This is a genomic window from Trinickia acidisoli, from assembly GCF_017315725.1.
Lineage (GTDB): Bacteria > Pseudomonadota > Gammaproteobacteria > Burkholderiales > Burkholderiaceae > Trinickia > Trinickia acidisoli.
Map to the genome: position 1 here is coordinate 186,926 of NZ_JAFLRG010000001.1, position 23,896 is coordinate 210,821.

General features: G+C 64.9%; 26 protein-coding genes. 12 read left to right on the plus strand and 14 right to left on the minus strand.

Annotated elements, in window-relative coordinates; all coding sequences use genetic code 11:
- Positions 1–41 precede the first annotated feature (41 nt).
- From fliS to J3485_RS00895, 4 genes are all read left to right on the plus strand, one after another.
- The gene (fliS, locus tag J3485_RS00880) at positions 42–479 is read left to right on the plus strand and encodes a flagellar export chaperone FliS (RefSeq protein WP_206950745.1); all 438 of its coding nucleotides are present in this window, start codon (positions 42–44) and stop codon (positions 477–479) included.
- A complete protein-coding gene (locus J3485_RS00885) occupies positions 476–805 on the plus strand; it encodes a flagellar protein FliT (protein WP_206950746.1) in 330 nt (109 codons plus the stop codon). The genes fliS and J3485_RS00885 overlap by 4 nt, the downstream gene beginning before the upstream one ends.
- 92 nt (positions 806–897) lie before the next feature.
- Entirely contained in the window at positions 898–2,490 is a 1,593-nt protein-coding gene (fliK, locus tag J3485_RS00890) for a flagellar hook-length control protein FliK (RefSeq protein ID WP_206950747.1), read from the plus strand.
- Positions 2,487–2,864: an EscU/YscU/HrcU family type III secretion system export apparatus switch protein gene (locus J3485_RS00895; RefSeq protein WP_206950748.1), complete on the plus strand. Its 378-nt coding sequence runs from the start codon at positions 2,487–2,489 to the stop codon at positions 2,862–2,864. The genes fliK and J3485_RS00895 overlap by 4 nt, the downstream gene beginning before the upstream one ends.
- Positions 2,865–2,877: 13 nt before the next feature.
- On the opposite strand, the gene J3485_RS29215 is transcribed toward J3485_RS00895, so the two are convergent.
- From J3485_RS29215 to J3485_RS00935, 9 genes are all read right to left on the minus strand, one after another.
- Positions 2,878–3,003 (minus strand): hypothetical protein, encoded by a 126-nt coding sequence (locus tag J3485_RS29215; protein WP_277991584.1) that lies wholly within the window; start codon positions 3,001–3,003, stop codon positions 2,878–2,880.
- Positions 2,985–3,566 (minus strand): SRPBCC family protein, encoded by a 582-nt coding sequence (locus tag J3485_RS00900; RefSeq protein ID WP_206950749.1) that lies wholly within the window; start codon positions 3,564–3,566, stop codon positions 2,985–2,987. The genes J3485_RS29215 and J3485_RS00900 overlap by 19 nt, the downstream gene beginning before the upstream one ends.
- A 241-nt stretch (positions 3,567–3,807) precedes the next feature.
- The gene (gene bcaP, locus J3485_RS00905) at positions 3,808–5,205 is read right to left on the minus strand and encodes a branched-chain amino acid transporter BcaP (RefSeq protein ID WP_206950750.1); all 1,398 of its coding nucleotides are present in this window, start codon (positions 5,203–5,205) and stop codon (positions 3,808–3,810) included.
- Between the two features lie 144 nt (positions 5,206–5,349).
- Positions 5,350–6,006, minus strand: a complete 657-nt coding sequence (rqpR, locus tag J3485_RS00910) for a response regulator transcription factor RqpR (protein WP_206950751.1) — start codon at positions 6,004–6,006, stop codon at positions 5,350–5,352.
- Between the two features lie 4 nt (positions 6,007–6,010).
- The gene (locus J3485_RS00915; RefSeq protein WP_206950752.1) at positions 6,011–6,880 is read right to left on the minus strand and encodes a sensor histidine kinase; all 870 of its coding nucleotides are present in this window, start codon (positions 6,878–6,880) and stop codon (positions 6,011–6,013) included.
- Between the two features lie 483 nt (positions 6,881–7,363).
- Positions 7,364–8,134 (minus strand): ferredoxin--NADP reductase, encoded by a 771-nt coding sequence (locus tag J3485_RS00920; RefSeq protein WP_206950753.1) that lies wholly within the window; start codon positions 8,132–8,134, stop codon positions 7,364–7,366.
- 251 nt (positions 8,135–8,385) lie between these two features.
- Positions 8,386–9,030 carry a LysE family translocator gene (locus tag J3485_RS00925; RefSeq protein WP_206950754.1) on the minus strand — a complete coding sequence of 215 codons (645 nt, stop codon included), beginning with the start codon at positions 9,028–9,030 and terminating at the stop codon, positions 8,386–8,388.
- Positions 9,031–9,065: 35 nt separating this feature from the next.
- Entirely contained in the window at positions 9,066–9,893 is an 828-nt protein-coding gene (locus J3485_RS00930) for an endonuclease/exonuclease/phosphatase family protein (RefSeq protein ID WP_206950755.1), read from the minus strand.
- Between the two features lie 29 nt (positions 9,894–9,922).
- Positions 9,923–10,528 carry a hypothetical protein gene (locus J3485_RS00935; protein WP_206950756.1) on the minus strand — a complete coding sequence of 202 codons (606 nt, stop codon included), beginning with the start codon at positions 10,526–10,528 and terminating at the stop codon, positions 9,923–9,925.
- Positions 10,529–10,855: 327 nt separating this feature from the next.
- Here J3485_RS00935 and J3485_RS00940 point away from each other — a divergent pair, with 327 nt between their 5' ends.
- The 3 genes from J3485_RS00940 to J3485_RS00950 all read left to right on the plus strand — a co-directional run bounded on the left by J3485_RS00940 (position 10,856) and on the right by J3485_RS00950 (position 13,608).
- Positions 10,856–11,833: an AAA family ATPase gene (locus J3485_RS00940; RefSeq protein WP_206950757.1), complete on the plus strand. Its 978-nt coding sequence runs from the start codon at positions 10,856–10,858 to the stop codon at positions 11,831–11,833.
- A gap of 225 nt (positions 11,834–12,058) precedes the next feature.
- Positions 12,059–13,165, plus strand: a complete 1,107-nt coding sequence (locus J3485_RS00945; protein WP_206950758.1) for an NAD(P)/FAD-dependent oxidoreductase — start codon at positions 12,059–12,061, stop codon at positions 13,163–13,165.
- A 128-nt stretch (positions 13,166–13,293) separates the two neighbouring features.
- A complete protein-coding gene (locus tag J3485_RS00950; RefSeq protein WP_206950759.1) occupies positions 13,294–13,608 on the plus strand; it encodes a high-potential iron-sulfur protein in 315 nt (104 codons plus the stop codon).
- 54 nt (positions 13,609–13,662) lie between these two features.
- Here J3485_RS00950 and J3485_RS00955 read toward each other — a convergent pair whose 3' ends face one another.
- Positions 13,663–14,364 (minus strand): dienelactone hydrolase family protein, encoded by a 702-nt coding sequence (locus J3485_RS00955; RefSeq protein ID WP_206950760.1) that lies wholly within the window; start codon positions 14,362–14,364, stop codon positions 13,663–13,665.
- A gap of 258 nt (positions 14,365–14,622) precedes the next feature.
- Here J3485_RS00955 and J3485_RS00960 point away from each other — a divergent pair, with 258 nt between their 5' ends.
- Both J3485_RS00960 and J3485_RS00965 read left to right on the plus strand, forming a co-directional pair.
- The gene (locus J3485_RS00960) at positions 14,623–15,738 is read left to right on the plus strand and encodes an NAD(P)H-dependent flavin oxidoreductase (RefSeq protein WP_206950761.1); all 1,116 of its coding nucleotides are present in this window, start codon (positions 14,623–14,625) and stop codon (positions 15,736–15,738) included.
- Between the two features lie 454 nt (positions 15,739–16,192).
- Complete coding sequence (locus J3485_RS00965; protein ID WP_206950762.1) at positions 16,193–17,341, plus strand: branched-chain amino acid ABC transporter substrate-binding protein; 1,149 nt, start codon at positions 16,193–16,195, stop codon at positions 17,339–17,341.
- 214 nt (positions 17,342–17,555) lie between these two features.
- Here J3485_RS00965 and J3485_RS00970 read toward each other — a convergent pair whose 3' ends face one another.
- The gene (locus J3485_RS00970; protein WP_206950763.1) at positions 17,556–18,674 is read right to left on the minus strand and encodes an MFS transporter; all 1,119 of its coding nucleotides are present in this window, start codon (positions 18,672–18,674) and stop codon (positions 17,556–17,558) included.
- A gap of 230 nt (positions 18,675–18,904) precedes the next feature.
- Between J3485_RS00970 and J3485_RS00975 the strand changes: the two genes are divergently transcribed.
- The 3 genes from J3485_RS00975 to J3485_RS00985 all read left to right on the plus strand — a co-directional run bounded on the left by J3485_RS00975 (position 18,905) and on the right by J3485_RS00985 (position 21,764).
- A complete protein-coding gene (locus J3485_RS00975; protein ID WP_206950764.1) occupies positions 18,905–19,570 on the plus strand; it encodes a HugZ family pyridoxamine 5'-phosphate oxidase in 666 nt (221 codons plus the stop codon).
- Between the two features lie 399 nt (positions 19,571–19,969).
- Positions 19,970–20,269 (plus strand): H-NS histone family protein, encoded by a 300-nt coding sequence (locus tag J3485_RS00980; RefSeq protein ID WP_206950765.1) that lies wholly within the window; start codon positions 19,970–19,972, stop codon positions 20,267–20,269.
- 307 nt (positions 20,270–20,576) lie between these two features.
- Positions 20,577–21,764: a cation diffusion facilitator family transporter gene (locus J3485_RS00985; RefSeq protein WP_206950766.1), complete on the plus strand. Its 1,188-nt coding sequence runs from the start codon at positions 20,577–20,579 to the stop codon at positions 21,762–21,764.
- Between the two features lie 71 nt (positions 21,765–21,835).
- Here J3485_RS00985 and J3485_RS00990 read toward each other — a convergent pair whose 3' ends face one another.
- The 3 genes from J3485_RS00990 to J3485_RS01000 form a co-directional block, all read right to left on the minus strand.
- Positions 21,836–22,294: an Lrp/AsnC family transcriptional regulator gene (locus J3485_RS00990; protein ID WP_206950767.1), complete on the minus strand. Its 459-nt coding sequence runs from the start codon at positions 22,292–22,294 to the stop codon at positions 21,836–21,838.
- Positions 22,295–22,384: 90 nt separating this feature from the next.
- Positions 22,385–23,038 (minus strand): 3'-5' exonuclease family protein, encoded by a 654-nt coding sequence (locus J3485_RS00995; RefSeq protein ID WP_206950768.1) that lies wholly within the window; start codon positions 23,036–23,038, stop codon positions 22,385–22,387.
- A complete protein-coding gene (locus J3485_RS01000) occupies positions 23,035–23,679 on the minus strand; it encodes an MBL fold metallo-hydrolase (protein ID WP_206955585.1) in 645 nt (214 codons plus the stop codon). Before J3485_RS01000 ends, J3485_RS00995 begins: the two co-directional genes overlap by 4 nt.
- Positions 23,680–23,896 lie beyond the last annotated feature (217 nt).

Sequence of the window (23,896 nt, forward strand, 5' to 3'; positions counted from 1 at the left end):
CTGGATTTCCGCACATTCACGACCAACAAGGAGAAGCGCCGATGTTTTCCCACGGACACGCTGGAGCGGGTGCCTATGCGCGCGTCGGCGTCGAGACAGGGGTGATGGGCGCAAATCCGCATCGATTGATCCTCATGCTGTACCAAGGCGCGCGCAAGGCCATCGCGCAGGCGCGCATGCATTTGCAGCAAGGCAACATCGGCCCGCGCGGCGAGGCGATCAGCAAGGCCATCGGGATCATCGGCAGCGGCTTGCAGGCATCGCTGAACAAAGATGTGGGGGGCGAGATCGCTCATCGACTCGACGCACTTTACAGTTACATGACGCGTCGATTGTTGGAGGCGAACATCGCCCAGAGCGAAGCGATGCTGATCGAAGTGGACGGCTTGCTCGCAACGCTCGAGGAAGCCTGGATCGGCATCGGCGTGGAAGCGGCGCGGATCATGGCGCAGCAGGGGCAGGCGGACGCGCAGCGATGAATTCGAAAGCAGACTATTTCGCACGTTACGAGGCGATTGCCTCGGTTTCCTCGCGCATGTTGTCGGCGGCTCGCCATGCGCTGTGGACCGAATTGATGGAGTTGCAGGAAGAGTACCGGGCGCTTGTCGATACGCTGCGCGAGGTCGATGCCAGCGTCTCGCTCAACGAACACGAGCGGATGCGCAAGTACGACCTGATTCGCCAGATTCTGGCCGACGACGCCGCGATTCGCGACCTCGTCAATCCGAGCGTCGCGCGCCTATCCGCTTTTTTTTCCGCACGGCGCCCGGCGCATGTGCTCAAGGAACTGTTCGGCGCGCGTTGAGCGTGCATGATGTAGTCATCCAGCTCTCCGGCCCGCGGCGCGCGGTGCCCGCGTAGCGAGGGCAGGTTCGAACGACGGCGCAAGGACGCGGCATGACAGGAATCGACTCTGCCCTCGCCTCGATGCTGGTCAGCGGCATCGACGGTCTGCTCGACAGCGTCGGCGCGGGCGCGCGCACGGGCGCGGCCCAATCGGGCGCGACGGGGCTCACGGTCGATACGCCGGCCGCGGCCGACGGCGCCGCCGCGCTGGCCGACACGCCGCCTCCCGCCTCGGCGCAGGCCATTCTTTCCGAAGTTGCACTGACGCTCGATGCCATTTCGCGCTTCGGCGGCGAGGCGACGCCCGCCGTCATCGGCGAGGCGCCGATCTGGCCCGCGCCGCCCGCGATCGACACGGCCGCGGCGGCGGGCGAGCTTTTCGCCGCCGGTGCGGCGGTCGATGCGAGCCCGGCTGCGATGGCGGGCGATGCCGCCGGCTCTGCCGCATCCGCTACCTCCGCCGCATCCGCCCAAGCGGGTTCAACCGGTGGCACGGCTACCGTCGGCGCAGCGGCCACGGCGATACCTGTTGCCGCGCTCGCCGAGGCGCTCGAGCAGACCGTCAACGAATCGGGTCTTTTCTACGAATCGCATCTCGCGCAGTGGCTGAGCGGTACTTATCCGGCCGAGGCTCTTGCCGACGAGCCGCAAACGCGGCTCGCGGCCGAGGCGCTCCAGTTGCCGCTCGATTGGAGCAATCCGACGGGCGATGCCGATGCGGCCGGCATGCCCGGCTGGCTGGCATCGGGCGGTACGCTGCCTGCCGGCGGAGGCTGGTTGCCGCACGAACTGCCGCCGCAATTGTCGCTTCCCCCGTTCGGCGCGGCGCCGCACGCCAACGCGGCCCCTTATCCGGACACAGCGGGTACGGCCGGCACGGCCGCCGACAACGCGGCGTGGCGCGGCGCATCCAACGGCTCGCTCGACGACGCGGCCTTTGGCGGCGCGAGCGCGGGCCGCGCCGGCGGTCCTGCGGCCGACATGCCTTCGTCGATCGCCGCCTCGATCCATCCGGCGACGATTCCGCTCGTGCGCCAGCAACTCGACGTGCTCGCCACACAGCAATTTCGCTGGAGCGGCGAGGTATGGCCGGGCGCGAAGCTCGATTGGACGATCGAACCCGAGCGCGAGCGGCGCGGCTGGGGGAGCGACGGCGAAGACGATGCGCAGCAGACGTGGCGTACGCGCGTCACGCTTGCGCTGCCGACGCTCGGCACCGTCGACGCCGAACTCGTCATGAACGGCACTCAACTCGTCATGCGCGTGCAGGCGAGCCCAGGCGGCGCAGCGCGGCTCGCCTCGGGCAGCGCGGCGTTCGGACGCCGGCTTCAGGCGGCGGGAATCGAGCTGACCGGCCTGCAGATCCGCGAAATCGGTGGGACGGCGCCGGCCGCCGGCGGGGGCACCGCTTCGGCCGCGACGTCGGCCTACGCACGAGCGGCTGCCGAGGCCGAGGCGCGCGAGACACCGAAGGACGTGTCCGACGTCGAAGTGCGCGACGGCGGACTCAGCGCGACCGGCATGGCCGCAGCGCAAACCGGCGAGGCCGATTCGCCGCCCAAGCGCGGTGCAGCCCATGGCGGCCCGGTGCCTTCGCCGATCGACCGTCTGTTCGACGATCCGTTCGAATGGAGTGGATCATGACTCGGCGCCCGCGACGTAAGAGCGCGGCGGCCCTGGCCTACGACGCGAAAGGCGGCGACAACGCACCGCGCGTCGTGGCGAAAGGCTACGGGCTCGTGGCGGAAATGATCATTCAGCGTGCGCAGGAGGCGGGGCTCTACGTCCATCGCGCGCCGGAAATGGTGTCGCTGCTGATGCAGGTCGATCTCGATGCGCGTATTCCGCCCGAGCTCTATCAGGCCGTGGCCGAGTTGCTCGCCTGGCTCTACCGTCTCGAGAGCGGTGTTGCCGACGAAGACGAGGACTTCGAGGCCCAGGCCACGGCGTCGCCAAGCAAGCCTGCCGCCGACGGCCCCATGCCACCCCGCTCGCCCGTGCCGCTATTGCCGCGCTAGCCGTTTTTCTCTCTCATGCCCCACATGCTGCATGCTCGCGCGCGGCCTTGGCCCCTTCGACCTGCAACATCGTCGGGAGCGACACGCGCTGGCCGTCGGTGAGCCAGCGCAGGCTCGTGTTCAGGACCTCGAGGTCCATGCCTTCCACGATTTGCCTCCCTTGCCCGACGGCGCCGATTCGAGCACGGCCGCGTGTTGCCCCGAGGGGCCGGCCGGCTGCGGCGCATCGCTCGGCAGCAGGTTGTCGGCGGCGTTCAGATGCGCCGCGAAGCGTTTGAAGAATTCGTCGGCCACCTTGCGCACGACGTCATCGGCGGCGCTTTTGCCGTCGGCGTGCAGCGTTTGCGCGTACGCCGTGTAGAGCAACGTGCTCGTCGCATCGCCGTCGGCTTCGAGCCGCAGTCGTGCGCCATGCGGTCCTGGCGCTCCCGAGCCGTTGGAGGCAGTCAATGGCGGCACGTCGAGCTCGAACAACAGCGTGCGGGCGCCCGGCGTATCGACCTCGGTCAGTCGCACCCGCCCCTTGAAGCGGGCCCCGACCCCATCCGCGCCGAGATCCATCGCCAATGCGAAGCCGTTCTCTCCGTCGGCTTGAATGTCTTCGCATCCGGGGATCGAAGCACGCAGAATCGCGGCATCGGTGAGCGCTTCCCAAGCTCGCTGCGGCGGCACCGGCAGCGTGTAGCTTTCCGTTAATTCCATTGCGTTGCTCCTCCAGTAAAAAGGGAAGAACCAAGAAAAGGAAGAACCGGCGCCCGGCAACAGGGTACCGATTAGTCATTATGTACCCGCGGCGCGTGTGAGTTCATCGGCCGCACGAGCGGAACGAGCAGCAAGCCGCGTGCAAAGCAAAACGGCATCGCCGCCGAAGCCGGCAATGCCGTTTGGAAACGGGGTGCCACAGGCGCCGTGAGCGTTCGTACGCCCACGGCTAGCGCGGCGCTCAGTGCTTGTCGTGGGCGAGCAGCGAATGCTTGCGCGAGTAGCCGAGGTAGACGGTCAGGCCGATCGCGAGCCAAACGACGAACGCGACCCACGTGATCCATTGCAGGTTGACCATCAGAAAGACGCACGCCGCGACGGCCGCGAGCGGCAGAGCGGGCACGCCGGGGCAGCGGAAAGCGCGCGGCAGGTGCGGATGCGTGCGGCGCAGGACGAGCACGGCGATCGAGACCATCGAGAACGCGGCGAGCGTGCCGATGTTGATGAGCTCGGCCAGCACGCTCAAAGGCACGAGTGCGCCGACGAGGCCGAAGAAAATGCCGACGATCCAAGTCGTCAGGAACGGCGTGGCGAAACGCGGGTGCACGCGCGAGAGGGCTTGCGGCAGCAGCCCGTCGCGCGACATCGCGAAAATAATGCGCGTTTGGCCATAGCTCATGACGAGGATGACGGTGAGCATGCCGAGCACGGCGCCCAGATCGATGAAGCCGGCCACCCAGTTTTGCCCCGCGACTTGGAGCGCGTACGAGACGGGGTGCGAAATATCGGCGAAGCGCGGCGAGGGCACGATACCCGTCACGACGGCGGCCACCGCGACGTACAGTACGGCGCACAGGGCCAGCGAAGCGATGATGCCGATCGGCAGATCGCGCTTCGGATTCTTGACTTCCTCGGCCGCGGACGAAACGGAGTCGAAGCCGATGAACGCGAAGAACATGACGGCCGCGGCGCCGAAGACGCCGTGCCAGCCGTTCGGCATGAACGGGTGCCAGTTCGCCGGCTGCACGTGGAATGCGCCGACCGCGATGACGGCGAGCACGACCACCACCTTGATCGCGACCATGATGTTGTTGACGCGCGTCGATTCGCGCACGCCGACGGCCAGCAGCGTCGTAATGATCATCATGACGAGGAACGCGGGCAGGTTGAACAGCGTCGTATGGCCGGCGATGGCGCCCGGCGCGGCCGTGAGCGCCATCGGCAGCTTCAGGCCGAAGCCGGCCAGCAGCGACTGCAGGTAGCCCGACCAGCCGACCGAGACGGCCGAGGCCGCCAAGCCGTATTCGAGCATGAGATCCCAGCCGATGACCCAGGCCGCGAGTTCGCCGAGCGTCGCGTACGAGTAGGTGTAGATCGAGCCGGCCACGGGGATGGTGGCGGCGAACTCGGCATAGGCGAGGCCGGCGAGCGCGCACGCGACGGCGGCGATGAGGAACGCGACCATCAGCGCAGGGCCGGCTTGCACGGCACCCGTGCCCGTCAGCACGAAAATACCGGTGCCGATGATGGCGCCGATGCCGAGGAACATGAGATCAAGCGCGCCGAGCGCTTTTTTCAGGCCCGTGCGCTCGGCACCGGCGATCATTTGCTCGACATTTTTCTTGCGGAAGAGGGACATGGGGCGAGGGTCTCCTAGAAATCGCACCTTGCTGGTGCAATTTGGCTACGGAAAAACCCTGGATTCTAGCGGAGACGACCCGCTTGACCCGCGATGCCGTAAGCAATCAGAAATGTCTTAGATGCCACCGACGATACCCTGTTTTCAGGCCGTCATCGCCGGGTTGAGATCGACGAGCCGATTGCTCATCACGTAGAACGTGAGTTCCGCGTTGTTGCGCAGTTTCATCTTTTCGAGCAGCCGCGCGCGGTAGACGCTGACCGTCTTCACGGATAGCGAGAGCGCGTGGGCGATGTCGGTCAGCCGCTTGCCCGAGGCAAGCATGCAAAGCGTCTGATACTCACGGTCCGACAGCTTTTCGTGCGGCAAGTGGTCGTTGTCGAAGGAGACGTAATCGGCAAGCGCCTCCGCGAGCGCGGGGCTCACGTATTTGCGGCCCGAGGCCACCTGGCGGATGGCTTCGATCATCTGCGCGGCCGTCACCGCCTTCGACAAATAGCCGGCGGCGCCCGCCTTGATGGAGCGCACGGCGTACTGATCCTCGCGGTACATGGAGAACATCATGACGGGGGCGCGCGGCGCGCGGCGCTTCACGCGCTTGAGCACTTCCACGCCGTTCATGTCGGGCAGCGAAATGTCGAGCAAGACGATGTCGAACGGGGCGCCGTCGAGGCTCGCGAGCGCCTGCGCGCCGCTGTCGGCTTCGACGACCTCGCGCGCGACGCCGTGGTTGAGCAAGAGCTGGCGAACGCCTTGGCGGACGATGGCGTGGTCGTCGACGAGCAGGATTCTGAGCGTCATCGCCTTACCTCGCGCGCGTCACGCGGGTCGGACGCTGACCGGTGGCGGCGCTTTGCCCGTGCGCCATGGCGGCCCACAGGAAGTGCGCGCGCACGGTCGTGCCCGAGCGCGCGGCCGGTGCGCCGGCGTCGGCAGCAGGCCATGTCCCAAGCCAAGGCGTGCACGATTCGTCACGTAGCCGCGAGGCGATGCGTAGCGCGCCGCCGAACGCTTCGCAGCGAGCGCGCAGGCCGGGCAGGCCGAAGCCGCGAGCGCTGGCCGAGTCGGGTGCACCGGCGCGGCGCGCGCGCGGCGGCATGCCGCGGCCGTCGTCCTCGATGACGAGCGTCAAGCGCTTCGCATCGGTCTGGATGCAGATGTCGGCGCGCGAAGCGTCGGCGTGCTTGGCCACGTTGTTCAACGCTTCCTGGGCCACGCGCATCACGGCGAGCGCCGCGTCGGGCGGCAGTTGCGTGAGACGTACGTCGGCAGCGCAGACGAAGCTCGTCGCGAGGCCCGTGCGCTGCGCGAACGTCCGCGTCCACTGGGCGAGCGCCGCGACGATACCGCCCTCGACGTTCGGTGCGTGCAGTTCTTGAACCAGGCGGCGGCCGGCTTCGCACGCGGCATCGATCGATTGCTGCGCGAGCGCGAGCGCTTGCGCAGCCGCCGAGGGATCGCCGCCCGCGCTCAACGCGTGCTCGACGTTGGCGAGTGCGAAGCGTGCCGCCGTCAGCTCGGCGCCGAGCCCGTCATGGAGCTCGCGGGCGACGTGCCGCTTGATCGCTTCACGCGCTTCCGTCAGTTCGGTCGCAAGTTCGCGCAGACGCCTCTCGGCGCGCTCGCCGCCACGCTCTTCGAAAAAATCGGTCGAATTGGCCAGACGTTGACTCATCGCGAAGATCACAATCTCCAATTTGCACGCTGTGACGGCGGAAAAGATGACGTGTTGCGTAACGAAATTTACATCTGGTAACAACGAAATTGCCGAGCCAAATCGTTTCCATTCGACCCTTCTTCGGGGCGGATCATATCTCAAAATTAGGAAACATGGCGTCACGACTGGCGTTGCAACGTCTCGACAAGCCCTGATTGACAGCCCGAAGATTTTCGGCTGTAGGAAAAAATCCTACGATCAAACGGGGCCGACCGGCGGTCAGTTGTAACAACCGAAGCTGCGGCAGATAGGGGCAGATAGGTGCGGCAAATAGGTGCGGCAAATAGGTGCGGCAAATTGCCGCGCAAAAACAAAAACCGGAGCACGAGGCTCCGGTTTTGTCGACGGCGGGGTGGCCGCAAGCCGCGGTCGAGAATCGATGGCGCGCGCCGCGGGGTGCGAGCGAGCGTTGCTGCGTGCGAGCGCTTGCCGCTCCGGCCGTTAGCCGACGAACGCCTTTTCGACGACGTAGTGGCCCGGCTCGTTGTTACTGCCTTCCTTGAAGCCGAGCCCGTCGAGCAGTTCGCGCGTATCGCGCAGCATATGGGGGCTGCCGCAGAGCATGACGCGGTCGTTCTCGAGCGAGAACGGGGGCACGTTCAGGTCCTCGAACAGCTTCTGCGTGTCGATGAGTTCGGTGATCCGGCCGCGGTTGTGGAACGTCTCACGCGTGACGGTCGGGTAATAGACGAGCTTCTCGCGAACGAGCTCGCCGATGTCCTCGTGGGCCGGCAGGTGATCGGTGATGTATTCCTTGTAAGCGAGTTCGTCGACGAACCGGCACGTGTGCGTGAGGACGACCTTCTCGTAGCGGTCGTAGACGTCCGGGTCCTTGATGATCGACATGAACGGCGCGAGCCCCGTACCCGTCGAGAGCAGCCAGAGCGTCTTGCCCGGCAGCAGGTTGTCGGCCATGAGCGTGCCCGTCGGCTTCTTGCCGATGAGAACTTGATCGCCGACCTTCAAGTGTTGCAGACGCGACGTGAGCGGGCCGTCCTGCACCTTGATGCTCAGGAATTCGAGGTTTTCCTCGTAGTTCGCGCTTGCCATGCTGTAGGCGCGGATCAGCGGCTTGCCGTCGACTTCGAGCCCGACCATCGTGAATTGCCCGTTTTCGAAGCGAAACGACGCATCGCGGGTACAGGTGAAGCTAAAGAGCGTATCGGTCCAGTGATGGACGGAGAGGACGGTTTGCGGGTTCAGATTGCTCATGGCTACGTGAAAGTGCGAAGAGATGGGCACCAAAGCGCTCGGCACACGGACGCTCCGGCCGGCGGGCAGGGGGCGAAGGGGCTTTCGCGGCTGCGTCTCGCGACGCTGAAAATCCGCTATTTTACCGCGCCTGCAGCATCACCATCGCGCGAAGGGTTTTTGCAGCCGGCGAGCCGGTACGACGAAGGCATACCAGAGCCGCCGTTCGCATCGCGCGCCCAGCTCCCGAGGTTCGCCGGCGTAGCGCGCGCCTATCGCTCGGCGACGAGCTTCGCGCCGAGCCCGACGAGTGCGGCGCCGCAGAACGCGTCGATCGGCCTGCGCAGTTTGCGATAGCCGCGCTGGGTGCGCTCGGTGGCGAACATGAACGCGATGCCGCAGTACCAGCTAGCCGACAGCGAACCGATCGTCGCGAACACCGCGCCATAGAACCAAAGCGGCGGATGCGCGGGAAACATCGCCGCGAACACGCTCGTCCAGAACGCGCACGACTTCGGATTCGTCGCGCAGGTGACGAACCCCGAGCGGTAGGAACGCAGCCACGCCGCCGCACCGTGCGCGATCGGCTCCGCGCCGCTGTCGTGAACTTGCGGCGCCGGGCTGCGGCGAGTGCTTGCACGCAGCAGCTTCAGGCCGAAATAGACGAGGTAGATCGCGCCGGCGATGCGCACGCCGGTGTAGAGCCACTCGAGCCGTTGCAGCACGGCCGCGAGCCCGAGCATGGCCAGCGTCACCCAGAGCATCGATGCCGTGCAGACCCCGAGCGCGGAAGCGGCGCCAAGCCCGCGCCTGCCTGCAAGCGAAAGCTGCGTGACCATGAAGAAGTTCGGTCCGGGGCTGGCCGCGGCAATCAGATAGATGACGGCAATTTGCAGAAGAATCGGCAAGTAATGCATCGTGGTGAGCGCCAGGCGAAACGAGACCGCTCAATCTAACGCACTTCGACGGGTAAGTCGCTCAATTCGAGACGGGCGATGTAGGGCAAGTGGTCGGAAAGCCACGCGGTTTCCTGCGTAGGCTGGACGCAGGCGATCGGCTGCATGCCGCGCACGAACATCTTGTCGAGCGCGAGCGCCGGCGAGAACGCGGGGAACGTGCGGGCCGGCTGCCCGAGCAGCGTCGCGACCTCGACGAGCCCATGCTCGCCGAAGATCCCGACCGAATCGTTGCGCCAGTCGTTGAAGTCGCCCGCGAGCACGAGCGGCCCGGCCGGCGCCTCGCGCGCGATCCAATGGGCGATCCAATTCATCTGCCGCATCCGAGCCGAGCGCGTGAGCGCGAGATGGGCGCACAACAGCGTGACGGATTGGCCCGCGAATGCCGCGCGTGCGACGAGCAAGCCGCGCCGCTCGAACCGGTGCGCTGAAATGTCCCAGCGTCCGCCGAGATCGAGCGGATGCGGCGAGAGGATTGCGTTGCCATGGCGCCACGACGGCTTGAAGACGTTCGGCCCGAGCGCGATGTCCAGGTCGAGCGCATGGGCGATTTCGGTCGCCTGGCATTCCCAGACGTCCGCGAGCGGCTCGTGCACGGGCGCACCGAAGCTCGTCGCGAGCACCGGGCCCGGCATGCGCCGCGCCATCGCTTCCTGTAGGAAATAGACGTCGGCATGCGTCGATTCGACCCAGCGCTGCATCGCCTTCCAGGCGGTGAAGCCGAGCGGCGATCGACCCTTGTGCAGGTTCCAGCTCACCGCGACGAAGTCTTTCTTTTGCGGGCTTGCCGCACCTGTCTGCATGAGGTCTTCGGGGTTTCGCATGCCGCTTCGTTTCCGCTTCGTTCCAACCGTTAATGAGGCGCGACGCTCGCGTGCACGCGATAGACGAGCGTCGGATTCTTGTCGATCAGCGTCCAGTCGGCCGACTCGCCGACGGGCACGAACAGACCGGGATGGCTCGCGTCGACGCGCCGAGGCTGCGGCGGCAACGCACAGCCTTCGGGCGTCGTCGGCGCGCTATCGTCCTCGATCGTCTCGTCGGCATCGATGGCGAGGGTGATGCCGCTGACGTCCGCCGCGACGGGCGAGACCGATATCGTCCGCGCAAGATCGATGCCGCCTCCGGGGTTTTCCTTGCAGCCGACGCGATGGGTGACTGCATGATGATGCGTGGCACTGAACGCCTGGCCGACCATCGTCGTGGCTTGAAACGTGTCGATCGTTTGTCCGTCGCGCACGACGTCGAGTTGCCATTGGATGGCGGCGGGCAGGTCGTCGGACGAGGCGCCGCCGGGGCCACCGGCGCCACCCGAAGCGGCGGAATTCGCCGGCGCTTCGCCCGCGGCCGTTGCATTGCCCGCGGTTAGCGCGCCGGCCAGCGCGAGCGCGGCCACGATGCCGATCACGCCGGCGACGGCGCCGCCGAGCGTGGCGGCGATGCGAGTAGCACGCCTCATCGAACCGTTCTCCTTCGCGCAGACGAATGCGGCCGCGCGCGACGACAAGCGCCCATCTTACGCCTAACGCCTCTGTGGCCGCATGACCCACGGCGCCTCGCCGCGGGGCGAGGCGCGTGCCGCATTGGCGAGCGAGCGCGTTCGCGGCGCTTATTAGCAGCACGCGCACGGCGCTGCTGGCTTTTCGCATGGAACTTGCTTCGCTACACTGAAATCGCAAAGCAGCGAACGATGCGCCGCCCCAAGGCCGGACGCGTGGCAGCACACCATGGATCGGCGGGGCGCTCGGCAGTGCATGCGCTTCGGTCGCGGCATGAGAGGTGAGCGATGACGACAGCCGTGGTGAAACAGGAAATCGCAGTGGCGTCGTTCAGCAAGCTGTACGACCTCGATCGGGTCGAAACCGCGCTGAACGAACTGAACGAAAGTGCGAACGAAGCGCTGCGCACAACCTACGAAAAGATGCTCAAGGTCGGCAACCTGCGGTTTTGCGTCAAGCCGAACCGCATGCCGGCGATCGATGCGCTGATCGACGCGCTGCCGAACTTCGCCGATCCGCTCGAGGATGTGCGCCGGCAGGTCGCGCTGTGCGTCGAAACGGAGGACCGGCTCGAGCTGATGCCGATCCTGCTGCTCGGCGATCCGGGCATCGGCAAAACGCACTTCGCCAAGGCGCTCGCGCGTCTGCTCGGCACCTCGCACCAGTATGTCGCGATGAGTTCGTTGACGGCGGGATGGATTCTGTCGGGCGCCTCGTCGCAGTGGAAGAATGCGAAGCCCGGCAAAGTCTTCGAAACCCTCGTCAACGGCAGCTATGCGAATCCCGTGATCGTCGTCGACGAAATCGACAAAGCGAGCGGCGACTCGCAATACGATCCGCTCGGCGCACTTTATGCGTTGCTCGAATACGAAACCGCGCAGGCGTTCATCGACGAGTTCGCCGAAGTCCCGATCAATGCCGGCCAGGTCATCTGGGTCGCGACGGCCAACGACGAGCGCGCGATTCCCGCGCCGATCCTGAGCCGCATGAGCGTCTACGAGATCGCGCCGCCCGATCGCGACGGCGCGCGCCGCATTGCGCAGACGATCTACGACGAAATCCGTACGGCGCATAGCTGGGGCCGGCGCTTCCCGGAGCGGCTCGGCGACGACGCCCTCGAAGCGCTCGCGTGCACCTCGCCGCGCGACATGCGCCGCGCGCTGCTGCATGCATTCGGCGCGGCCCGCATCGATGGCCGCGACATCGTGCGCGCCGACGACATCCGCCCCGAGCGAGGCGCTCGCCGCCGGCCGATCGGTTTCTGACGCCCCCGATACGTATCGCTTCGGCCAATAAGACGGCGCTTTACTCCATGCACGCGGCGTCGGTGCTACGGTGCGTCGTACAATGGCCTTTACGCATCGACGTCGCGGCGCGCCGCGACGATGCCAGACAGGACGCTCCAAGCGCATTGAGCGCGCTCGCGAAGAAGTCCCACCGAAGTCGAAAGCGGACGGAGAAGCGCGGCCGAGCCGGTCGCGGCGACAAACATGGATGAGATCGAATGTGTAGTGATCGGCGCGGGCGTGGTCGGTCTGGCGATCGCACGCGCGCTCGCTGAGCGAGGCCGCGAAGTGATCGTGCTCGAAGAGAGCGAAGCGATCGGCACCGGCACGAGTTCGCGCAATAGCGAAGTCATACATGCGGGGCTCTACTATCCGCGCGGCTCGATGAAAGCAACGCTTTGCGTGCGCGGCCGCGAAATGCTTTATGAATACTGCGCCGCGCGCGGCGTCCCGCATCAGCGCTGCGGCAAGCTGCTCGTCGCGACGGCGCGCAACCAGGTGCCGCAGCTCGCGGCCATCGAGGCGCGCGGCAAAGAGAACGGCGTGCTCGATCTGATTCGGCTCACCGGTGCGGACGCGCGGGAACTCGAGCCGGCATTGCAATGCGAAGCGGCCGTGTTTTCGCCGCAGACGGGTATCGTGGACAGCCATCAATTGCTGCTCGCGTTGCAAGGCGATGCTGAGCGCGGCGGCGCGGTATGCGCGTTTCATTCGCCGGTGCAGTCGGTCGAGGCGAGGGCCGGGCGTTTCACGGTGACGGTCGGAGGCGAAACGCCGACGACGCTATCGGCCGCTTGCGTCATCAACAGCGCCGGCTTGCACGCGAATGCGCTGGCCCGCAAGATTCGCGGCCTCGATGCGCGGCACGTCCCGCCGCTCTATCTCGCGCGCGGCAACTACTTCGGCATTTCGGGCCGGGCGCCGTTTTCGCGCCTGATCTATCCGATGCCGAACGACGCCGGCCTCGGCGTGCATTTGACGCTCGACCTTGGCGGCCAGGCGCGTTTCGGTCCCGACGTCGAATGGGTCGACACGATCAATTACGACGTCGATCCCCGCCGCGCCGAATCGTTCTATGCCGCCATCCGCGAATATTGGCCCGAGCTGCCCGACGACGCGCTGCAGCCGGCCTATGCGGGGATTCGCCCGAAGTTGTCGGGGCCGGGCGAGAGCGCGGCCGACTTCGTGATCCAAGGTCCGGCCGCGCATGGGGTGCGGGGGCTCGTCAACCTGTTCGGCATCGAATCGCCGGGGCTGACGGCTTCGCTGGCGATCGCGCAGCGGGTCCGCGAACTCGTCGGGCGGGCGTGACGTCGCTCACCTATCTCACTTATCCGCGACATTTGGTCGGCCTGGATGCGCTGGGCGCGCTTCGTTGTTATGCTTGCCCACTGCTGCCGCAGAGCAGCGTTGAGTAGGTCATACAAAGGAGAGTCCCCATGAAATCGTCCCGTCGCACGTTTTTGATCACGAGTCTGGGCGCCGTTTCCGCGCTCGCGCTGGCTTCGCGCGAAGCACTGGCCGACGCGCCGCATGTCGCGGAAAACGATCCGACCGCCGTCGCGCTCGGCTACAAGATGGACGCGACCAAGGTCGACAAGACGAAGCAACCGAAGTACGCCGCGGGCGAGAAGTGCAGCAACTGCCAATTCTTCCAAGGCACGGCTACCTCGGCGTTCGCGCCGTGCCCGATGTTCGGCGGCAAGCAAGTGGCGAACGGCGGCTGGTGCAGCGCCTATTCGAAGAAGGCCTGACGCGATCGAAAAGAATCGGCACGGCTCGAACGCGCCGTACCGATTCGCAATCGATTACAAGTTCGACGAGAGAAACGCCAGCGTGCGCCCGTGCGCGAGCGCGGAGGCATGCTGATCGTAGGCGGCGCGGTCGGAGCAGTTGAAGCCGTGCCCGACGCCCGGATAGTCGTGGAACTGCGCGTTCGCGTGCCCCGCGAAGCGCTGCTTGACCTGGGCGACGGCCGTCTGCGGGATCGACGAATCGTGCTCCGCATAATGGAAAAGCATCGGCACGCGGATGTGCTCCGCTTCGTCGAGCTTGTTCTGAATCCCGCCGCCATAGTAAGAGACAGCCGCGTCGACCGTCCCGCGTGCCGCCATCAAGTAGGCTAGCTGTCCGCCGAAGCAGAACCCGGTCGCGCCGATCTTGCCGGCCGTTTCGGGCTGTGCGCGCAACGTGCTTGCCGCGGCGCCGAGGTCAGCCGCCGTCTTGTCGACGTCGAGGCTCTTGAGTATCGCAAGCGCCTTGTCGCGGTCGGCGCCTTCATAGCCGAGTTCCACGCGCCGTTCGCTGCGCCAAAAAATGTCGGGTGCGAGCGCGACATAGCCCGCCAGCGCATATTGCTCGGCCACCGACCGAATATGCGCGTTCACGCCGAAGATTTCTTGCACGATGATGACACCGGGGCCTTTGCCGGCGCGCGGCAGGGCTAGGTACCCATCGTAGTGCTCGCCGCCGCCAGCATCGATTTCAATCCATCGGGTCGTTACGCTCATTGCCTATCTCCCATCGTCAGTCGTAGAGCCTGCCAGTTTGGCACCGATCCGCGCCGCTCGCTGAAGGTGCGTACGAGAGGCATAGAAGGTGCATACGACCGCCGCGATCGATTCGTTCACCGATCGCGAACGAATCGATCTCGATAATTCATTTTTCGTGAGCCGCACCCGCGCGTAGAGTGAGCGCAACGTTGCGCAGCTTGAGCACCCGGGGGGACACTCGCGCGCACAAGAGCGAACCGAACGAGGAGAGTCGAGATGAACACGCGTGCCACGAGCCATTACGCCACACCGTTCGCCGAACGTTTCGGTCTGCGTTTGCCGCTCGTGCAAGCGCCGATGGTGGGGGCGACGACGCCGGCGCTCGTGGTCGCGGCCAGCAACGCCGGCGCGCTCGGCAGTTTGGGCGCGGGGGCGATGGCGCCGGAGAAGCTCGCGGCCGAGGTGGCCGAGATTCGCGGCGCGACTTCGCGCCCGTTCGGCGTCAACCTGTTCGTATTGGACCCGATCGCGCCCGACGGCGCCATGCTGCGCCGTGCGCTCGATGCGATCGATCCGCTGCGCGCCGAACTCGGTCTGCCGCCGGGCCGCGCGCCCGAGCGCTATGCCCCAGCGCTTCGCGCGCAGCTCGAGCAGCTCATCGCGTTGCGCGTGCCCATCGCGAGCTTCACGTTCGGCGTGCTCGAGGCGGCCGACGTCGAGCGGCTCAAGGCGGCCGGCACCTATGTGATCGGCACGGCGACGCACGTCGCCGAGGGCATCGCCTGGCGCGATGCGGGCGCGGATGCCGTTTGCGCCCAAGGCGCCGAGGCGGGCGGGCATCGCGGCACGTTCATCGATGCCGACAAGAACCCGCTCGTCGGCACGATGGCGCTCGTGCCGCAACTCGTCGACGCACTGCGCATTCCCGTGCTCGCGGCGGGCGGCATCATGGACGGCCGCGGGATCGCCGCGGCGCTCGCGCTGGGTGCGCAGGCCGCGCAGCTCGGCACGGCGTTTCTGCCATGCGCCGAAAGCGCGATCGCGCAGGACTGGAGAAAGCGGCTCGCCGCGAGCAGCGATACCGCGACGTCGGTCACGCGCGCGATCACCGGCCGCTATGCACGCGGCATTCGCAATACGCTGATGGACCGTCTCGAGGCTGAGCCCGCCCGCGTGGCGCCGTATCCCGTGCAAAACGCGCTGACGCAGGAGCTGCGTCAAGCGGCCGCGCGCGCCGACCGCGGCGATTACCTGTCGCTGTGGGCGGGGCAGGGCGCGCCGCTTCTGCGCGGCCGTCGCCCGGGCTGCGGCACGGCCGAACTCATCGACGCGCTCGATGCGGAATGGCGAGCCGCTTCGAGTCGGGTTTCACGCGCGGCGCAAGTGGAATAAGCTGTCTACGGATCGTCGTATAAGCGGGCCGATCACCGAACGACTGAATGGCATTTGTATGTTCGGTTAAGCGTTTTTTTTGATCGAGATCGAGACTTTTGCGCATCGCCTTCGTAATTGAAGATCGTAGTGTTGCGCGGCCGCCGCACCATCCCACTGCTCGAAAACCCGCATGCCCAATGGGTTTCCGGGCGGTTACGATGTTTTCATCAGCCTTTTTTGCGGCCGGCGCTATTAGTAGTCTTCCCACTTTCTCAAAAAAATCCACAACTTTAATTTGTTGCCCTACACTTGCGCGCAGCACGAAGGCGCGGCTTGTCACAAACTGGCCGGCTCGCGTGCCCAACCAAGTGCATGACGATGCATCCGACGTAATTGCCCCTTCGGCACAGACAAGAGGAAGGCGGGGATTAGGGCGATCACGTCGTTTTTGGGACCGAAACCGGAGACTTACATGAATATCAAGATGCAAAAGCTGTTGCCGATCACCGCGGCTGCAATGTTGTGCGCGACGATGGCAACGGGTGCCGCGGCAGACGAAATCGTCAAGATCGGTCACGTTGCGCCGCTGACGGGGCAGATCGCTCACCTCGGCAAAGACAACGAAAACGGCGCTCGTCTTGCTGTAGAGGAAATCAACAAGAAAGGTCTCGTGATCAACGGCCAGAAGGTCACGCTGCAACTGGACGCGCAGGACGACGCGGCTGACCCGCGCACGGCGACGCAGGTTGCGCAGAAGCTCGTCGACGACCACGTGGTTGCCGTCGTCGGCCACTTGAACTCCGGCACGACGATCCCGGCTTCGAAGATCTACAGCGATGCGGGCATCGTGCAGATCTCGCCGTCGGCGACGAACCCGCAATATACGCTGCAAGGCTTCAAGACGACGTTCCGCGTCGTGGCGACCGATGCGCAGCAAGGCCCCGCCCTCGCAAACTACGCAGCTAAACAATTGAAGCTGAAGAAGGTCGCGATCGTCGACGACGCCACGGCATACGGCCAAGGTCTCGCGAACGAATTCGAAAAGACGGCGAAGTCGCTCGGTATGCAAGTCCTCTCGCATGACGCGACCAACGACAAGGCTGTCGACTTCCGCGCGATTCTGACGAAGATCAAGGGCGAAGGTCCTGACGCGATCATGTACGGCGGCATGGACGCCACCGGCGGCCCGTTCGCCAAGCAAGCGAAGCAGCTCGGCATCAAGGCGAAGATCCTCGCGGGTGACGGTGTTTGTACCGACCAGCTCTCGACGCTGGCTGGCGATGCGACGGACAACATCGTGTGCTCGGAAGCGGGCAAGTCGCTCGAGAAGATGGGTGATGCGGGCAAAAACTTCGAAGCGAAGTACCAGAAGCGTTTCGGCGTGCCGATCCAGATCTACGCGCCGTTCACGTATGACGCGGTGTACATCATCGTCGACGCGATGAAGCGTGCGAACTCGACCGATCCGGCAAAGATTCTCGCGGCGATGCCGTCGACGAACTACAACGGCGTGATCGGTAACGTGCAGTTCGACGAGCACGGCGATCTGAAGCACGGCGTGATCTCGCTGTACGACTACAAGGACGGCAAGAAGACGCTGCTGAGCGAAGTGAACATGTAATCGGCGCGAGCCGACCGATCGAAGGTGGTGGGCTGCTTGGGTGGCCCACCAGCCGGAGAGCGGACTCGAGGGCGCGTACGCTGCGGCGGGCGCGCCCTTTTTATTTTGTATTGGCGGTTTGTTTGCGGCCTGGCCATTATCGGCGCGGTCGCGGTCGCGGTCGCGGTCGCGGTCCGGTCGCAGCCCGGTTATTCGCAGCCCGGCTATTCGTCGATCAAACGCCTAGCTTTCTAAGCACACGCGGCCCGACGAAGGCGACGAGCGCCGCGCACAGCGCCACCACCGAAAGCCCGACAGACAGGTTCGTCGCTTGCGCGACGCCGCCGATGAGCACGGGCCCGAACAGCAAGCCGACATAGGCGATGCTCGCGACGTGCGCGAGCCCTTCGGCGGCGTGGATGCCTTTCACGCGCATGGCGGCCGCGAACAGCACGGGCATCATGTTGGCGAGCCCGAGCCCCATCATCGCGAAGCCGAGCAACGCCGTGACCGAGAACGGCAACACGAGCGCGGCAATCATCCCGGCGCAGGCCAGCGAGGCGCTCACCGCCACGAGCTGCACGGCCCCGAAGCGGGCGCGCACGGCATCGCCGGCGAATCGCCCGGCGGCCATCGCGCCCGTGAATGCGGCATAACCGGCGCTGGCGAAGGCCGGGCTCGAGCGCACGACGTCGCGCATGTAGACCGCGGCCCAGTCGTACATCGCCCCTTCGGCGATCAGCGCGATGAGCGCGACGGCGCCAAGCGCCCACAGCACGGGCGAGCGCCAGCGGCTCGAGCGGGCGCTTTCGTGATGACCTTCGGCGTGCGGCACGTGCGGCAGCACCGAGGGACAAGCGAGCGCGAGCACGGTCGCAATGACGACGGCGGCCAGCAGCATGTGCAGCGCGCTCGCGATGCCGTGCGCGAGCGCTAGACCGCCGGCGGCGGCGCCGAACATCCCGCCGATACTGAACATGCCGTGCAGCGAAGACATGATGGGCCGCCCGAGCGCTTGCTCGACGGCGCTCGCTTCGGCGTTCATCGCCACGTCCATCGTCGCCAGGCCCGCGCCGAAGGTGGCGAGCACGGGCAACAGCGTTTCGTACGTCGGCGCGACTAAAATCAGTGCCATGCTGACCGACATGACGAGCCCACCCACGAGACAGGCGCGGCGCGTGCCGACGCGCGCGATCCATTTCGCATTGCTGACGGTGGCCGCGATCGAGCCGCCGGTCAGAACGAACAGCGCGAGCGAGAGCGCCGCCGGGTCCAGGTGGAACTTGTCGCGCACGGTCGGCACGTGCACGCCCCAAGAGGCGTACCCCATACCGGCGATAAAAAAGAGTGCCATAGTGGCGTACCGTGCGCGCTGCCGCGCGGCCGGAGCCAGATTGAGATGCGCGGCGGGGGCCTGGGGCGAGGTGGTCTGCGACACGTTGGGAAGGCCAAAAAGGGCGAGGACGCGCAAGCCGGCGCGGCGGCCGCGCTCGCAAGCGCTACGATGAATGGAACGCCGATTCTAACGGAGGGCTTCGCGCCGCGCCGAGATGCGATGCGAACCCTAGCCGGGGACACGAACTCATGAACATTTCCGCATACGCACCGCTGCATCTATTGCATCGTAAGCCCACGGGCGCACTGGCGACGCATGCGCGCGAGCCGCTCGGCTATCCGTACCCGACGGCGCTGCCGTTCGCGCCCGATGCCAAGCATCGGCCCGTCGTCCTCGTGAGTCGTCTGGCCGAACATGCGCGCAATCTCGAAGCCGACCCGCGCGCGGGTTTTCTCGTCGTCGATGCGCCACCGAACGATGACGTTCTGAATGGCGAACGCCTGACGCTGCTGGGTCACTTCACACCAGGCGGGCTCGAGCCTGCGCTCGTGCGCCGCTATTTACGCTATCACCCCGACGCCGAACGTTATCTCGCACTCGGGGATTTTTCGTTTCACGTGCTCGAAATCGAACGTATGCGATACATCGGCGGATTCGGCGCAATGGGCTGGCTCGATGCCGACGAACTCGATCCACTCGAACCTTTGACGGACGAAGACGAAACGGCACTGATCGAATATTTCGACCGCCACGTGAGCCGTCCGTCGATCGTGCGATTGGCTGGCGTCGACCGATACGGCGCGGATTTGAAAGTGCACGGACAGCGTCGACGCTATGCGTTCGATTCGGCAAAAAACGATATGTCCGCGCTTGAACGCGCGCTTGCGCAGTGCATTGCCGATCACGTCGATTAGCGCGTCCGTTTATCTCATATTAGGGAAATTTCCGAGACGGCCGGGCGGGCAGGCCGGTCGTCTCACGGCATTGCCGCGCTGGTGCATCATCCTCTCATTTGATGAGAACTTCTTGCGAGATCGGTAAAATCTGTTTCATGCATTGAAAGTTAGGGGTGTTGGGTTCTCATGACGTTGGAAATATGAGGTGGCACTTGGATTGGGTAAATCGAGATGACCGGTCCGATCACGAATGAATGAAACAAATGAGTGAGGTTATTTCTCGTGATGTTCTTTTCGGGCTTTTCGTCCGCTTGTCTTTTGTGCTAATCTCGCATCCGAAATATCCGAGGCACCTCGCATTCAGGTGGCAAACCCGGCATAAGATCGGAGCCATTTACCGAAACCACAAGGGAACATATGTCTTCTTACAAGGAACTTCTCGCCCAACGAGAGAAGCTGGAGAAGCAGATCGAAGAGGCGAAGGCGCGCGAATACGCCGAAGTGCTGAACGAGATCAAACAGAAAATGGCTGACTACGGCATTACACTTGCCGAACTCGGCGGCGGTCGCGGCAAGCATGCCAAGGTGGGTCGTCCTCGCGCCGGCGTTGCGCCGAAATATCGCGATCCGGCGAGCGGCAATACATGGTCGGGCCGCGGCAAGCCGCCCCGGTGGATTGCCGGTCAGGATCGCGATCAGTTCCTGATTCAAAAGTAATAAACCGATCGGATAGCAGTCGGCGCGCCGGCGCTATTGCGGGCGGCAGTCTAAAAGAGAGCCGCGTAACCCATTCCATTTGGGTGCGCGGTTTTTATTCGTCTAATCAATGAATTGGGACGATACGCCTATTCGGATCGAGGCTGGCCGATAGCGGGGCCGACAGTGCGGACGAGATTCGAAATAAGAATACGTTGCGTTCTCATAACCCGCTGATTCAAAAGGAAAAATGACATCGCTGTCACAGCGGTGCCGTGCGCTGCTTGGTACAATCGAACGGTAAACAACAGGTCTTCTACCGTTTCCGATGCATCCTCATACCGTCGAAGTCGAATCCGGAGAAAAGCAAGCCGTCGCACGCAAAAGCACGTTTGCGAGCGTGGGGGCCAACGTCGTCCTGATGAGCTTGCAGGTCACGATTGGTTTGTTCGCGCACTCGCAAGCGCTGATCGCCGACGGCGTGCATTCGCTCGCCGATCTGATTTCCGATTTCATCGTGCTGGTGGCGAATCGTGCCAGCGCGGAAAAACCCGATGCGGACCATAACTACGGGCACGGCCGATACGAGACGGTGGCGTCGCTGTTTCTCGGCGCGCTACTCGTGACGGTCGGCGTCGGCATGCTTTGGCGCGCCGGCACGCGTCTCGCAAACCTGGAAAACATCCCGGCCGTCCACGTCAGCGCGCTCTTCGTGGCCTTGCTCGTGCTCGTATCGAAGGAATCGCTGTTCCGCTACATGCTGCGGCAAGCCCAACGCGTTCGTTCGGCGATGCTGATCGCAAACGCCTGGCACGCGCGTTCGGACGCGGCTTCATCGCTCGTCGTTGCGGTCGGTATCGTCGGTAGCTTGTTCGGCGTGCGTTTGCTCGACCCGATCGCGGCCGCGATCGTCGGCTTCCTCGTCGCGCGGATGGGTTGGGTGTTCGGCTGGGATGCGCTGCAAGACCTTTCCGACCGCGCACTCGACGACGTCGCGACGACGGACATCCGCAAGCTTCTGATGGCGACGCCGGGCGTGCGCGACGTGCACGAGTTGCGCACGCGCAAAATGGGCGACCTCGCACTCGTCGATGCGCACATCCTCGTCGACCCGCTGATCTCCGTCTCGGAAGGGCACTACATCGCGGAATCGGCGCGCGCGCGCGTCATGACCAACAACCGCGTACTCGACGCACTGATTCACGTCGACCCGGAAAACGACGCCGTGGCGCATCCGCCCGCGCGGCTGCCGACGCGCGCGGCGGTCGCGGCGCTCGTCGATACCGAGCTAGCGAAATACGGGCTGCGCGCCGCGGGGCTCAACGTGCATTATCTGAGCACCGGGCTCGATCTCGACATTACGCTTGCAGCCGATGCGCTCGCCGACCGCGAACACGACGCCGAGCTGATCGACCGCATCGACCTGACCGCGCTGAAAGGGAAATTGGGTGCGCGCAACGTCACGCTGCAGCGTGAGCTTGGGGCGGCGAAGGTTCGCGCTTCGGGGCATGCCTGAGCGCAGCCGCGGAGCAGCCGGTTTGTCGCAGTCACAGAGCAGAGCGGATCCGAAGCAGCGTCAAGGCGCTTTCAAAGCGGCAACTGCGTATCGAATTTGATTTCGCGCAGCACGACGCTCGTGCGCACTTGCGCGACGGCGGGAATCTTGAAGATGCGATCGTGTAGGAACGCGTCGTAGGCTTTGATGTCCGGCGCGACGATCTTGAGGATGTAATCGGCTTCGCCCGTCGTGCTGTAGCACTCGGTCACTTCGGGGCAGGTGGAGATCTCGCGCTCGAACGCTTCAACCCCGCCTTCCGTGTGCCGCATCAAATGAATGTGAGCCAGCGCGCAGACATGCAACCCGAGTTTTTCGCGATCGAGCAGCGCCGTATAGCGCTGAATGATGCCCGATTGCTCCATGTCCTTGATGCGTCGCCAGCACGGCGTACTCGACAGCCCGACTTGATCGGAAATCTCCTGCACCGAACGTCGCGCATCGAGCTGCAACAGGCGCAAGATTTTTTGAGAAAACGTGTCGAGTGCCATCCGCGCCTCCCTTACGACAGCCACTGTGTCCGATATTAGTGGCGGAAGAAACAAAAGGCAATCGCAGGGGCGGCGAGCGAGGGATTTTCCCTAATTTGGCGGGCTCTCGGCGTCGTTTTGTCCTGCTCCATTTGCGTCGGCTGTGGCGGTGCGTGCCCGCGCCGGTGCCGCCGTGGAGAACGTCTTCTGCCAAACGCGTAAATCCTTGAGCATGTTGCAGAAGAGGGCCCCTTGTTCGATCGCGTCGTCGAGGGCGACGTGCGTATGCGGGTGATCGTCGAACCAGTGCTTGGGCATACGCGGCTTGATGCACTTGCGATAGGGCAGGCCCGTCATGGCGAAGGCGAGCGTCTTGATGTCGAGTGCCGACCACGAGAACGGACAGCGCGCGGCGAAGCGCATCATGTACCAAAACATGAACGAGAAATCGAAGCCGGCCGGCATGCCGACGAACACCGGCTTGCCCGGCAGCGCTTCGACCCATTCGACGTAAGCCACGAGCGCTTCCTCGGGGCGACGCAGATCGGCGCGGCAGGCGGCCCACGCTTCGGGCTGCGTTTTCCACCAGGCTTCCTGCACCGGATGCGCTTGCGCACCCGGCAGCGTTTCGAGATTGGCCGAGAACGTGCCGATGAGTTGCTTGTCCTCGGTATAGGCGGCCGATGCGAAGCTCAGCATCGAGTGCGGGCCGGGAATCGGGCCGTCGGCCTCGATGTCGGTGCTGACGTAGATCTCGGATGTCATGCGCTTACCCCGTCGGCGACATAAGGATTCGTGCGCCGCTCCTCGCCGAACGTCGACGTCGGGCCATGACCGGGAACGAACGTGATGTCGTCGCCGAGCGGCCAGAGCTGGGTTCGGATCGAGCGAATGAGATCGGCGTGATTGCCGCGCGGAAAATCGGTGCGGCCGATCGAACCGGCGAAGAGCACGTCGCCGACGAATGCGACCCGATGCCGCGCGCTGACGAACACCACGTGGCCGGGCGTGTGGCCGGGGCAGTAGTAGACGTCGAGCGATTCTTCGCCGAATTGGACGGTGTCGCCGCTGTCGAGCCAACGGTCGGGCTCGAATGCCTGAGCGGCCGGAAAGCCGAACCGCACGCTTTGATCGGGGAGCTTGTCGATCCAGAATTTTTCGTCGCGATGCGGGCCCTCGATCGGCACACCGTAGTGCGTGGCGAGCGTTTTCGCGCCGGCGCAGTGATCGATGTGGCCATGCGTGAGCAACACCTTCTCGACGCTCGCGCCATGTTCGGCGACGGCGCGTTGAATCAGCTCGAGATCGCCGCCCGGATCGACGATGGCCGCGCGCTGCGTTGCCTCGCAGATGACGAGCGAGCAGTTCTGCTGAAACGGCGTGACGGGAATGACGAAGACCTTCATCTCGGTGGGTGCGAACGGCAAAAAGAAAGATGGTACCAGCCGGCTCCACCCGGCGCTGCCTAGCCAAACGGCCATACCCAATTCGCATTGTTGCGGCCATAGAGAGAATCAATTGAGGGCCTAACCGCCCCGCCTGGATTGCTGCATTTTTCTGCTATAATGGGCCATCTTGTGCGTGGGCTGATGGCCCGCGTAGCGCTTACCGGCGATCTGGCCC

Coding starts and splice junctions, on each gene's coding strand:
- fliS (WP_206950745.1), top strand. CDS start 42: ATGTTTTCCCACGGACACGCTGGAGCGGGTGCCTATGCGCGCGTCGGC.
- J3485_RS00885 (WP_206950746.1), top strand. CDS start 476: ATGAATTCGAAAGCAGACTATTTCGCACGTTACGAGGCGATTGCCTCG.
- fliK (WP_206950747.1), top strand. CDS start 898: ATGACAGGAATCGACTCTGCCCTCGCCTCGATGCTGGTCAGCGGCATC.
- J3485_RS00895 (WP_206950748.1), top strand. CDS start 2,487: ATGACTCGGCGCCCGCGACGTAAGAGCGCGGCGGCCCTGGCCTACGAC.
- J3485_RS29215 (WP_277991584.1), bottom strand. CDS start 3,003: ATGGACCTCGAGGTCCTGAACACGAGCCTGCGCTGGCTCACCGACGGC.
- J3485_RS00900 (WP_206950749.1), bottom strand. CDS start 3,566: ATGGAATTAACGGAAAGCTACACGCTGCCGGTGCCGCCGCAGCGAGCT.
- bcaP (WP_206950750.1), bottom strand. CDS start 5,205: ATGTCCCTCTTCCGCAAGAAAAATGTCGAGCAAATGATCGCCGGTGCC.
- rqpR (WP_206950751.1), bottom strand. CDS start 6,006: ATGACGCTCAGAATCCTGCTCGTCGACGACCACGCCATCGTCCGCCAA.
- J3485_RS00915 (WP_206950752.1), bottom strand. CDS start 6,880: ATGAGTCAACGTCTGGCCAATTCGACCGATTTTTTCGAAGAGCGTGGC.
- J3485_RS00920 (WP_206950753.1), bottom strand. CDS start 8,134: ATGAGCAATCTGAACCCGCAAACCGTCCTCTCCGTCCATCACTGGACC.
- J3485_RS00925 (WP_206950754.1), bottom strand. CDS start 9,030: ATGCATTACTTGCCGATTCTTCTGCAAATTGCCGTCATCTATCTGATT.
- J3485_RS00930 (WP_206950755.1), bottom strand. CDS start 9,893: ATGCGAAACCCCGAAGACCTCATGCAGACAGGTGCGGCAAGCCCGCAA.
- J3485_RS00935 (WP_206950756.1), bottom strand. CDS start 10,528: ATGAGGCGTGCTACTCGCATCGCCGCCACGCTCGGCGGCGCCGTCGCC.
- J3485_RS00940 (WP_206950757.1), top strand. CDS start 10,856: ATGACGACAGCCGTGGTGAAACAGGAAATCGCAGTGGCGTCGTTCAGC.
- J3485_RS00945 (WP_206950758.1), top strand. CDS start 12,059: ATGGATGAGATCGAATGTGTAGTGATCGGCGCGGGCGTGGTCGGTCTG.
- J3485_RS00950 (WP_206950759.1), top strand. CDS start 13,294: ATGAAATCGTCCCGTCGCACGTTTTTGATCACGAGTCTGGGCGCCGTT.
- J3485_RS00955 (WP_206950760.1), bottom strand. CDS start 14,364: ATGAGCGTAACGACCCGATGGATTGAAATCGATGCTGGCGGCGGCGAG.
- J3485_RS00960 (WP_206950761.1), top strand. CDS start 14,623: ATGAACACGCGTGCCACGAGCCATTACGCCACACCGTTCGCCGAACGT.
- J3485_RS00965 (WP_206950762.1), top strand. CDS start 16,193: ATGAATATCAAGATGCAAAAGCTGTTGCCGATCACCGCGGCTGCAATG.
- J3485_RS00970 (WP_206950763.1), bottom strand. CDS start 18,674: ATGGCACTCTTTTTTATCGCCGGTATGGGGTACGCCTCTTGGGGCGTG.
- J3485_RS00975 (WP_206950764.1), top strand. CDS start 18,905: ATGAACATTTCCGCATACGCACCGCTGCATCTATTGCATCGTAAGCCC.
- J3485_RS00980 (WP_206950765.1), top strand. CDS start 19,970: ATGTCTTCTTACAAGGAACTTCTCGCCCAACGAGAGAAGCTGGAGAAG.
- J3485_RS00985 (WP_206950766.1), top strand. CDS start 20,577: ATGCATCCTCATACCGTCGAAGTCGAATCCGGAGAAAAGCAAGCCGTC.
- J3485_RS00990 (WP_206950767.1), bottom strand. CDS start 22,294: ATGGCACTCGACACGTTTTCTCAAAAAATCTTGCGCCTGTTGCAGCTC.
- J3485_RS00995 (WP_206950768.1), bottom strand. CDS start 23,038: ATGACATCCGAGATCTACGTCAGCACCGACATCGAGGCCGACGGCCCG.
- J3485_RS01000 (WP_206955585.1), bottom strand. CDS start 23,679: ATGAAGGTCTTCGTCATTCCCGTCACGCCGTTTCAGCAGAACTGCTCG.